The sequence below is a fragment of the Corallococcus exercitus genome (genome assembly GCF_003611585.1).
Lineage (GTDB): Bacteria > Myxococcota > Myxococcia > Myxococcales > Myxococcaceae > Corallococcus > Corallococcus exercitus.
Genome location: NZ_RAVW01000366.1, coordinates 1 through 9,948, shown reverse-complemented (window position 1 = coordinate 9,948; position 9,948 = coordinate 1). Strand labels below are relative to the sequence as shown.

The 9,948-nt window shown below is 69.1% G+C and carries 9 protein-coding genes; 7 read left to right on the top strand and 2 right to left on the bottom strand.

The window, feature by feature from the left end:
* Positions 1 to 248 precede the first annotated feature (248 nt).
* From D7W79_RS32285 to D7W79_RS32265, 5 genes are all read left to right on the top strand, one after another.
* The gene (locus D7W79_RS32285) at positions 249 to 458 is read left to right on the top strand and encodes a hypothetical protein (RefSeq protein ID WP_120529209.1); all 210 of its coding nucleotides are present in this window, start codon (positions 249 to 251) and stop codon (positions 456 to 458) included.
* Between the two features lie 63 nt (positions 459 to 521).
* Complete coding sequence (gene hemB, locus D7W79_RS32280; protein WP_120529206.1) at positions 522 to 1,490, top strand: porphobilinogen synthase; 969 nt, start codon at positions 522 to 524, stop codon at positions 1,488 to 1,490.
* A gap of 217 nt (positions 1,491 to 1,707) precedes the next feature.
* Positions 1,708 to 2,097 (top strand): type IV pili motility protein SglS, encoded by a 390-nt coding sequence (sglS, locus tag D7W79_RS32275; protein ID WP_244222090.1) that lies wholly within the window; start codon positions 1,708 to 1,710, stop codon positions 2,095 to 2,097.
* Between the two features lie 23 nt (positions 2,098 to 2,120).
* Positions 2,121 to 2,738 carry an RDD family protein gene (locus D7W79_RS32270; protein ID WP_120529205.1) on the top strand — a complete coding sequence of 206 codons (618 nt, stop codon included), beginning with the start codon at positions 2,121 to 2,123 and terminating at the stop codon, positions 2,736 to 2,738.
* Entirely contained in the window at positions 2,723 to 4,906 is a 2,184-nt protein-coding gene (locus D7W79_RS32265; RefSeq protein WP_120529204.1) for a D-alanine--D-alanine ligase family protein, read from the top strand. Before D7W79_RS32270 ends, D7W79_RS32265 begins: the two co-directional genes overlap by 16 nt.
* Positions 4,907 to 4,971: 65 nt before the next feature.
* Here D7W79_RS32265 and D7W79_RS32260 read toward each other — a convergent pair whose 3' ends face one another.
* Positions 4,972 to 6,252, bottom strand: a complete 1,281-nt coding sequence (locus D7W79_RS32260) for a phospholipase D-like domain-containing protein (protein WP_120529203.1) — start codon at positions 6,250 to 6,252, stop codon at positions 4,972 to 4,974.
* A gap of 75 nt (positions 6,253 to 6,327) precedes the next feature.
* Positions 6,328 to 7,758, bottom strand: coding sequence for a carotenoid oxygenase family protein (locus D7W79_RS32255; RefSeq protein ID WP_120529202.1), 1,431 nt, complete (start codon positions 7,756 to 7,758; stop codon positions 6,328 to 6,330).
* Positions 7,759 to 7,933: 175 nt separating this feature from the next.
* Between D7W79_RS32255 and D7W79_RS32250 the strand changes: the two genes are divergently transcribed.
* Positions 7,934 to 8,599, top strand: coding sequence for a TetR/AcrR family transcriptional regulator (locus D7W79_RS32250; protein WP_120529207.1), 666 nt, complete (start codon positions 7,934 to 7,936; stop codon positions 8,597 to 8,599).
* 65 nt (positions 8,600 to 8,664) lie between these two features.
* Positions 8,665 to 9,948 (top strand): DmpA family aminopeptidase (locus D7W79_RS32245; protein WP_147442152.1); only part of this gene is annotated, 1,284 nt, incomplete at its 3' end.

Below are 9,948 nucleotides of genomic sequence, written 5' to 3'. Positions count from 1 at the left end.
CATGGCACCGGGGGGAGGGACGGGCGGCCCTGCATGCGGGTTTCCCACCGCGTTCCCGCATTCGCGCCGCTGGGAAAAGCCTTGCGCACTCGGAGCGCACGTGGCGCGGCGCGAAACCCCGTCATTCCCGGGCGTTGCGCTCCTGGGGGTTCCAACGGTGCCCCTGGTCCAGGCCCTGCAAAGCCTGTCGAGCGACCCGCGGGACGCAAAGCCAACCCTCGCGGACACACCACACGGGAGACATGGGCATGACGTGGGCAAACGGGACCGAGCAGCAGCTTCAGGACGCGCGCCGTGAGCTGGAGGCCGCGGAGCGGGAGCTGGACACCGGGACCGAGGCAGCGCGCGTGCGCTACGCCCGGGCGCTGTACGAGGCGGACCTCGCCGGGCGGCGGGCCGACCGCATGGCTCGCGATTCGCGCCGCCATCAGCTGACCTGGCGCCCCGTCGCCGGCTGAGCAGGCGGTTTGGACGCGCGGAAGGGGTGAAGCGCGGGGCCGGGCGGTTTATACCGGCGACCCATGGCCCACCCCGTCCACCGTCCCCGCAGGCTGCGCCGCTCCGCGGCCCTCCGTGACATGGTGAGAGAGACGCGCCTCTCGCCCACGGACTTCATCTACCCGCTGTTCGTCGTGGAAGGCCGGGACGTGCGCCGTCCCATCTCCTCCATGCCGGGCATCTTCAACCTCTCGTTGGAGCACGCGGTGAAGGAGGCGAAGCTCGCGAAGTCGCTGGGCGTGCCCTCCGTCATCCTCTTCGGCATCCCGGACCACAAGGACGCGCGCGGCACCCAGGCGTACGCGACGGACGGCATCGTCCAGCGCGCCATCCGGGAGATCAAGGCGGCGGAGCCGGACCTCCAGGTCATCGCGGACGTGTGCCTGTGCGAGTACACCGACCACGGCCACTGCGGCGTGCTGGACGGCAACCACGTGGCCAACGACGCCACGCTGCCCCTGCTGGCCCAGATGGCCGTCACCTGCGCGCAGGCGGGCGCGGACATCATCGCGCCGTCGGACATGATGGACGGCCGCATCGGCGCCATCCGCAAGGCGCTGGATGAAGTGAAGCACCAGGACACGCCCATCATGGCGTACTCGGCGAAGTACGCCTCCGGCTTCTACGGTCCGTTCCGGGAGGCCGCGCAGAGCACGCCGCAGTTCGGCGACCGCCGTGGCTACCAGATGGACCCCGGCAACGTGCGCGAGGCCATCCGCGAGACGGCGCTGGACGTGGACGAGGGCGCGGACTTCATCATGGTGAAGCCGGCGCTGTCGTACCTGGACGTCATCCGCGCGCTGCGCGAGAACTTCGACCTGCCGCTCGCCGCGTACAACGTCTCCGGCGAGTACGCGATGCTCAAGGCTGCCGGGCAGAACGGGTGGGTGGACTACGAGCGCGTGATGATGGAGGTCCTCACCTCCATCAAGCGGGCAGGGGCCGACCTGATCATCACCTACCACGCCCTGGAAGCGGCCAAGCTCCTCTAGGCGACACCCCGGGCGCCTGCCTGCGGCGGAAGGCTTGATCGCTTCCGCCGCTTGCGCCCAAATGGTCCCCACAACGATGCCCACCCAGAAGAAGCGGCCCGGACGCAGAACCGAGAAGCCTCCGCCCCGACGTGGCACTTCGCGGCCGACCGCCCGGAAGGCCCCGGTCCAGCGCCCCGGCAAGGGCCGCGCTCCGGTGGTCCGTGAGCCCGGGCCGTTGCAGTACAAAGTGGTGGAGCTGTCCACGGTGGACGAGGGCGCGCTGGAGCGCACCCTGAACGAGTGGACGGCCAGGGGCTGGAACCTGGACGGCGTGCAGTTCGCGATGCGCGAGTCCTCCAAGCGCCCGGCCATGGCCTTCGTCTTCTTCACCCGCGAAGGCGAGGCCGCGCGGCACGACGAGGACGACGCCCGGCAGAAACTATTGCGCATGTCGGAGACGGGCAGCCCCACGGCCCGGCTCGCGGCGGAAGCGGCCGGCGAGCACGCGCAGACGGTGGTGCCCTTCGTCCACCCGCTGTCCGCGCACGAGCGGCTGGCGAAGCTCGCCGGGCTGGACGAGCCGGAGCCCACCGAAGAGGGCCTCACGCTGGAGCCGGAGGAGTGAGCGCCGCCCCCGAACGCAGCCTCATGGCGACGGAGCGAAGCGCCCCCCGCGTGCTGCGGCTGGTGCAGGAGGACGCGGAGCCGGACTCGCCCTACCCGAAGGCGTCGCTGCTCTTGCGGCTGGGTGCGCGGATCATCGACTGCGCGGTGGCCTGGGGCCTGTACGTGGTGTGCGGCGCGGCGGGCGCGGTGGTGGCGCTGCTGTTCCTCCTGCTCGCGGACGGGATGCTCCAGGGGCAGAGCGTGGGCAAGCGCATCTGCGGCGTGAAGGTGATGCACCTGCCCACGCGCTCGGCCGCGCGGCACCGCGACAGCACGCTGCGCAACGCGCCGCTCGCGCTGGTGGTGCTCCTGGGGATGATGCCCGCGCCGCAGGGCGTGGTGGCCGCCCTGGCGGGCTTCGTGGTGATTGGCGGCGTGGAGGCCTGGCGCGTGCTGACCGATTCGCTGGGCCTGCGGCTGGGGGACACCTGGGCGCAGACGCAGGTGGTGGACGGGAAGGTTGTCGCGGGGGCGACGGTTGCAGCCCGCACGCCGGTGGCCGCCACGCGCGCCCCGGGTCGTTTGATGTCGGCGGCGAAAGTGCGCCGCGGCAAGGCGTTCAGGAAAGGGAGACGGGGTAAGCCATGCGCATCGCGCTGACCTACAACCTGCGGCTTTCGGACTCGGAAGAAGAGGCGGAGTTCGACACGCAGGAGACGGTGAACACGCTGGCGGGAGCCATCGAGCGGCTGGGCCACCGCCTGGAGCGCTTCGAGGTGAGCGGCCCCGCGTCGCGCACCGTCGCCCGCCTGGAGGCGTACAGCCCGGACCTCATCTTCAACACGGCCGAGGGCCGCCGCGGCCGCTTCCGTGAGGCGTTCTACCCGGCGCTCTTCGACGAGCTGGGCTTCGCGTACACGGGCTCGGACGCGTACGCGCTGGCGCTCACGCTGGACAAGCAGCTCACCAAGCTCATCCTCTCCAAGCACGGCATCCGCACGCCGGGCTGGCAGTACGTGGAGAAGCTCAGCGAGCTGCAGCCGGAGAACCTGCGCTTCCCCGTCATCGTGAAGCCCAACTTCGAGGGCTCCTCCAAGGGCATCACCCAGGACTCCGTCGCGGAGACGCTGGAGCAGGTGCGTGAGAAGGTGGCGAAGGCGCTGGAGAAGTACCCGGCGGGCGTGCTGGTGGAGGAGTACATCAGCGGGCGCGACCTCACGGTGCCGTTCCTGGCCGCGGTGGACAACGACTTCGACGGCGTGCTCGCGCCGGTGGAGTACGTCATCGACCCGGAGGCCTCCCAGGGCCGCAAGTACGCCATCTACGACTACGAATTGAAGACGCGCCGGGAGAAGTCCGTGTCCGTGCGCGCCCCCGCGAACATCCCGGCGAAGATGTCCGAGGACGTCCGCAAGATGGCGCAGAAGATCCTCCAGGTGCTGGACTGCCGCGACCTGGGCCGGCTGGACTTCCGCGTGTCCGACGCGGGCGTGCCGTACTTCCTGGAGATCAACGCGCTGCCCAGCCTGGAGCCGGGCGCGGGCATCTACGCCGCCGCGGAGCTGGAAGGGCTGCACCTGGACGGGGTCATCAACTCCATCATCCAGAGCGCGGGCAAGCGCCACAAGATCCGCGACAACAAGAGCCGCCAGGGCAAGCCGGCGCGCAAGTCCGGCCCCTTGCGCGTGGGCTTCAGCTTCAACGTGAAGCGCGTGAAGCCCAGCGCCACGGCGGAGACGGTGCAGGAGGACAGCGAGGCGGAGTACGACTCGCCCAACACCCTCCAGGCCATCCGTGAAGCGATTGCGTCGTGGGGCCACGAGGTCATCGACCTGGAGGCCACGGCGGAGCTGCCCACGGTGCTCTCCAGCACGCCGCTGGACGTCGTCTTCAACATCGCGGAAGGGTTCAAGGGCCGCAACCGCGAGAGCCAGGTGCCCGCGATGCTGGAGCTCCTGGACATCCCGTACACGGGCTCGGATCCGGCGACGCTGTCGCTCGCGTTGGACAAGGCGCTGGCGAAGAAGATCGTCCGTCAGGCGGGCATCCTCACGCCCAACTTCCAGCTGATGGTCACGGGCAAGGAGCGCCTCAACAAGGAGTTCACCACCTTCCCGCTCATCGTGAAGCCGGTGGCGGAGGGCAGCTCCAAGGGCGTCGTCACCAAGAGCGTCTGCTACTCCGAAGCGGAGCTGCGCGACGTGGTGAAGGAGATCGCCGGCAAGTACCAGCAGCCCGCGCTGATTGAAGAGTACATCGGCGGCCGTGAGTTCACGGTGGGCCTGCTGGGCGAGCGGCGTCCGCGCGTGCTGCCGCCCATGGAGATCGTCTTCCTGGACAAGGCGGAGAAGAACCCGGTCTACAGCTTCCAGCACAAGCTGGATTGGACGGACCGCATCCGCTACGACGCGCCCGCGAAGATCGAACCGGCGCTGCTGGAGAAGCTGCGCACGGCGGCGCGCAACTCGTTCATGGCGCTGGGGTGCCGCGACGTGGCGCGCATCGACTTCCGCATGGACGACAAGGGGCGCATCTACTTCATCGAGTGCAACCCGCTGCCCGGCCTCACGCCCGGCTGGAGCGACCTGGTGCTGATTGCCCAGGGCGCCGGCATGGACTACCGGACGCTGATTGGGGAGATCATGGCCCCCGCGATCCGCCGCTACAAGGAGCGCGAGGCGCGCCGGGCCCAGACGGAGCACCCGGCCGGCACCGCCACGCCGCCGCTCAACAAGGTCGTGCAGCGGATTGAAGAGCAGACCGCACAGGCCAATGCCTCGGCCCCCGCGGAGAACACGCCCGCGCCGCGCCCGGAGCTCAAGTCCTGAGCGTCCGCTGAAGCGCGGAGCAGGGAAGGGGACGGTGCCCGGGAAGGCGCCGTCCCCGTTTCATTTCAGCCGTCGTTGAGCGCCTGCGCCCAGCCCTTCTCGAAGTTGTCGTGGTACGCCTGCCACAGCGTGTCCGAGTAGTACTTCACCAGGTTCTCGTCGTTGTAGCGCAGCGAGTTCTTGGACAGGTTGTGCGAGCCCGTCAGCACCATCTTGCGCACCGTCCCGTTGAAGTTCCCCGAGTAGACGAAGTGCTTGCTGTGCGTGAGGACCTCGCGCGGCGTGCCGTCGCTCGTCTTCACGTTGTTGGCGGAGGCGTCATAGAGCTGGCGGAGCGTGATGTTCGTCGCGCCGGTGAGCTTCGTTTTGATGCCCGCGTCCATGTCCGTGTAGAGCACGCGCACCTTGCAACCCAGCTTGCCAATGCGCACCAGCTCCGTGGCCACGATGACGCGGCTGTCGTTGAAGTGGTTCTGGTTCACGTCCAGCGTGCAACCCGACACGTACGTCTTGATGTAGTCCGTGAAGTTGTTGGTCACGGTGTCGCTGGACAGCTCGTTGTCGTTGCCCGTGCGCGGGAAGAAGTACGCGGTCCACGGCGCATTGGGAGAGCTGTAGTAACCCTGGCCCGTCGAGGGGTTGTAGTAGTCCGTCGTCTTGGTGCCGGCGCGCAGGTCGTTGTGGTAGCCGACCCAGTAGTCGTACCAGTCCCAGTCCTCGTAGCTGACGACCATGTCGTTCCAGTAGTTGTTCTGGGAGTAGGTGTTGTTCCACGATCCCTGCACCACGACGCGCTGGATGCGGTTGCCCTGCGGATCCGTGGTGGTGGAGAAGGTGAAGATCTTGTCGTGCATGATGGTGCCCTCGCGGTCGAAGCCCGCGATGCACGAACTGCCCGCGCCCACGCCGTTGCACCGGGTGAGCTCCAGCCGCAGTCCATCCGGGCACGTCGCCGCCGGGGGCACGTAGCTGCTGATGTCGTGGATGACGCCGCCGGAGGCGAACTCCGACGCGGCGCCGCCGTTCTGCTCGTCCACCACCAGCCGCACGATGACGCCCCGGCACAGCGCCGCCTTGATGGCCGCGTTCAGGTGGTCCGTCGTCCACAGGAACATCGCGATGCGGATGTACGAACCCTTGGGGCTGTTCTCGATGAGCCGGACGACTTCATCCTTGATGCGGTAGTCGCGCGTGCCCGTGTTGTCTGGTTGGTTGAAGACGACGTAGAGCCCCGGCACGTTCGTCGCGCCCTGGGCCTGCGCCGCCAGGTTCGGATCCGTCTGCGCCTCGGGCTGACATCCGAACAGCGCCACCGCCAGTCCTGCCACCGCCAGCAACCGCTTCATGACCTGCCTCCGTTTCTCCGTTTCCAACCATTTAAGCTGAAATGGTATGAAAAGCGGAGAAAACTGGATTCAGTGTCACTTCCCGGGCGCGAAGCCGCCGTGGAAGGTGGGGGGCAGGGCGTGGTCGAAGTGGCAGCGCGCCACGGGGCCGTCCTCCATCCGGCGCGCGTCCAGCACCGCGACGTGGGACGCGTCCGCCTTCTCGTCGTAGACCTGGGTGAGCACCCAGCCGTCGTCCTCGGCGGTGGCGCCGGGGCGGGGGACGAAGACGGGCTCGGAGGGGTAGGTGCCCTCGCCCAGGTCCGCCGTCGTCAGGCGACCCGTGCCCAGGTCCATGCGCGCCACGCCGTCGAAGAGGCCGCGCCGGGCCTCGTTGCTCCGGTGCACGCCCATATAGAGGGTCTGGTGCGCGCGCCCCACGACGCCAGGGGCCACGCGAGGGAACTCGCAGCTCACGTCCAGCCTCTGCTCGGTGCGGAAGGTGCCCGCCTTCACGTCCAGCACCGCCCGGTGCAGCATGCCCTGCGCGTCGGAGGACGTCGTGCCGCGCACCAGCTCTCCCAGCCACTGGTTCGTCGTGAAGTCGGGGTAGCGCACGTAGTCCACCACCACCGTGTCGCCCTCCTCGTACGCGTTGGCGAAGTGCCACGTGTAGAACGCGTCCGTGGGGATGCGCACCGGGTGCTCCACGTCGTCGATGGGCACCACCAGCACGTCCGTGCCTGCCTCCGGCTTCCAGCGCAGGTTCTCCGAGTACGAGCCCACCTGCAGCAGCGCGCGGAAGAGGTTCAAGCGCAGCGGTGCCAGGAAGAAGACGAGGTAGCGATCCGTGGCGATGAAGTCGTGCACCATCGTCGCGCCCGGCAGCTTCACCGAACCCAGCCGCTGGGCCTTGCCGCCGTCCGGCAGGGCGTAGATGTCCGCCAGCGTGAACCGGCCGTAGCGGATGCCGAAGTTGTAGGACGCCTTGCGCGACGGCACGCGGTGCGGGTGCGCGGAGAACGTCTCCACCACCGTGCCATCGAAGTCCGTCTCGCCCAGCGTGGACAGGTCCTCCGGGGACACCTCCACCGGCACGCTGCCCTCGAAGAGCGCGTAGAGCTTGCCGTTCCACGCCATCACCGACGTGTTCGCGGAGTTCTTGCGCACCTGGCGCAGCTTGTGGAGCAGCGGCGTGGGCGTGCCGTAGCCGCCGTAGCGCTGCGAGGACGCCTCGCGCTCCGCCACCATGGTGGGCGAGTCCAGGAGCCGCGACGCGCCCTTCACCCCGTCCGCGCCGAAGCGCACGCCCAGCATCCCGCCGTCCCCGTCGAACCAGTGCTGGTACGGCCGGCCGTGCACGTCGAACGTCCATGGCCCCACCCGGTAGAGCGAGCCGCGCAGCCCTTCGGGCACCTGGCCCTCCACGCGCAGCGGCTCGAAGCCGTGCTGGCGGGCCAGCGGGCGGAAGGCCTTCAGCCAGCCCGGCGCGGAGGAGGACATCGGCTGCTTCATCGCGGTCGTCATGACGGCTCCCTTTCCAATGCAACGTAGGGCGCGAGAGGACCCCGCGCCGCCCATCTTGTAGACACTGTAAACATCGCATGTTGTCGGTGTCAACATTGATGTTGACGCTGGCAACTTGGGCTCGTGGATGGTCAAGTCGCGCAGGCGACAGTGGGCGCATGAGGAGGCACGGACGGTGGCGACGAGGGGCAAGCGCAAGCAGGCGGCGGAGGCACCCGCGGAGAAGGACCGGGGGCGCTATCACCACGGTGACCTGCGCCAGGCGCTGGTGGACGCGGCGGTGGCGCTCATCGCCGAGGAGGGCTTCGGCGCGCTGACGCTGCGGGAGGTGGCCCGGCGGGCGGGTGTCACCCACGCGGCGCCGTACCGGCACTTCGCGGACAAGGAAGCGCTCCTGGAGGCAGTGGCGCACGAGGGCTTCCGCGCCATGGCGCGCGAGATGCGCGAGCGCATGGCTCCGATGACCGGGCCCCTGGAGCGGCTGTACGCGGCGGGCGAGGCCTACGTGCTGTTCGCCGTGCTCCACCCGCCGCACTTCCGGGTGATGTTCGGCCCGCACTTCACCCGACCCATGTCATCGCCTCCCGAACCGGAAGGAGAGCAGGGCGCCTTCACGCTGCTGGTGAGCACCATCGAGGCGGCGCAGGCCGCGGGCCTCCTGCGTGAAGGGGAGTCGCGGCCCCTCACGCTCACCGCGTGGTCACTCGTGCACGGGCTCGCCTCGCTGTTCGTGGACCGGCAGCTCGGCGAATCCCCCCAGGGCGTGGAGGCCGCGGAGGCGCTCGCCCGCGTGCAGACGCGGCTGCTCGTCGAGGGGCTCAGGCCGCCCGCGCGCGGCTGAAAGTGCGCGACAGTCGGTAGGGAAGCAGGGTTGACCGTCGGGGATTGTCGGGTACGGTCGGCGCCATGGTGCGCATTCCGGAAGAGACGGGACCGAGGGTCAGGGCGCGGGAGCTGGGGCTGCCGCTGGGACGCTTCAAGCCGGGGAAGTACAACGCCATCACCGACGTGGAGGGCGTGCTGGTGGGGCACACCACGCTCATCGAAGGCTCGGGCCCGCTGCGGCCCGGCTTCGGTCCGGTGCGCACGGGCGTCACGGCCATCCTGCCCAACCTGGGCAACATCTTCATGGAACGCATGAGCGGGGGCGGCTTCGTGCTCAACGGCGCGGGCGAGGTCTCCGGCATGACGCAGCTCATGGAGTGGGGCCTCATCGAAACGCCCATCCTCCTCACCAACACCATGGCCGTGGGCGCCGTGTCCGACGGCGTGGCCAACTATCTCGTGCAGCGCTACCCGGGCATCGGCGACGAGCACGACGTCATCATCCCCGTGGTGGGCGAGTGCGACGACTCGTGGCTCAACGACATCTCCGGGCGCCACGTGCGCCAGGAGCACGTCGTCGCCGCCATCAACGCCGCGAAGTCCGGCCCGGTGCAGGAGGGCAACGTCGGCGGCGGCACCGGCATGGTGACGTGCGACTTCAAGGGCGGCATCGGCACGTCGTCGCGCAAGCTGCCGGAGGTGCTGGGCGGCTACACGCTGGGCGTGCTCGTCATGTCCAACTTCGGGAAGATGCACAACCTGCGCGTGGGCGGCCTGCCGGTGGGCGAGGTGCTGGTGGAGAAGTTCAAGAACACCCCCCACCGCGGCAAGTCCTACGGCTCCATCATCGCGGTGGTCGCCACGGACGCGCCGCTCTTGAGCCATCAGATCAACCGCCTCTGCAAGCGCGTGGGCCTGGGCATCGGCCGGGTGGGCAGCTACGCGGCGCACGGCTCCGGCGAGATTGTCGTGGGCTTCTCCACCGCGAACATCATCCCCAGGCGCACCCAGAAGATGGTCTACAAGATGAAGATCCTCCTGGATCAGCGCCTGGACCCCCTCTACGAGGCCGTGATGGAGGCCACGGAGGAGGCCATCCTCAACGCCATGTGCATGGCGGAGCCCATGACGGGGGTGAACGACAACTATTCCCCCGCGCTCCCCCTGGACGAGGTCCGCCGCTTCGTGGACGCCTGCCGCCCCATCTTCGCCTCGGTGAAGAAGCGCCCCCACCAGACGAGCGTGCCGGCCTCCAAGGAGCGCCCCAGCGACGAGGACCGGGAGGGGGAGGTGACGCTGGGAAGCGCCCTGCCCACCCAGGTGCGAGGCGCGGAGGGCATTCCCTTCCCGACCCGGCCGGCCCCC

What these genes read in the sequence shown, in the direction of transcription:
- D7W79_RS32285 (WP_120529209.1), top strand. Translation starts at nt 249, where the DNA reads ATGACGTGGGCAAACGGGACCGAGCAGCAGCTTCAGGACGCGCGCCGT.
- hemB (WP_120529206.1), top strand. Translation starts at nt 522, where the DNA reads ATGGCCCACCCCGTCCACCGTCCCCGCAGGCTGCGCCGCTCCGCGGCC.
- D7W79_RS32270 (WP_120529205.1), top strand. Translation starts at nt 2,121, where the DNA reads ATGGCGACGGAGCGAAGCGCCCCCCGCGTGCTGCGGCTGGTGCAGGAG.
- D7W79_RS32265 (WP_120529204.1), top strand. Translation starts at nt 2,723, where the DNA reads ATGCGCATCGCGCTGACCTACAACCTGCGGCTTTCGGACTCGGAAGAA.
- D7W79_RS32260 (WP_120529203.1), bottom strand. Translation starts at nt 6,252, where the DNA reads ATGAAGCGGTTGCTGGCGGTGGCAGGACTGGCGGTGGCGCTGTTCGGA.
- D7W79_RS32255 (WP_120529202.1), bottom strand. Translation starts at nt 7,758, where the DNA reads ATGACGACCGCGATGAAGCAGCCGATGTCCTCCTCCGCGCCGGGCTGG.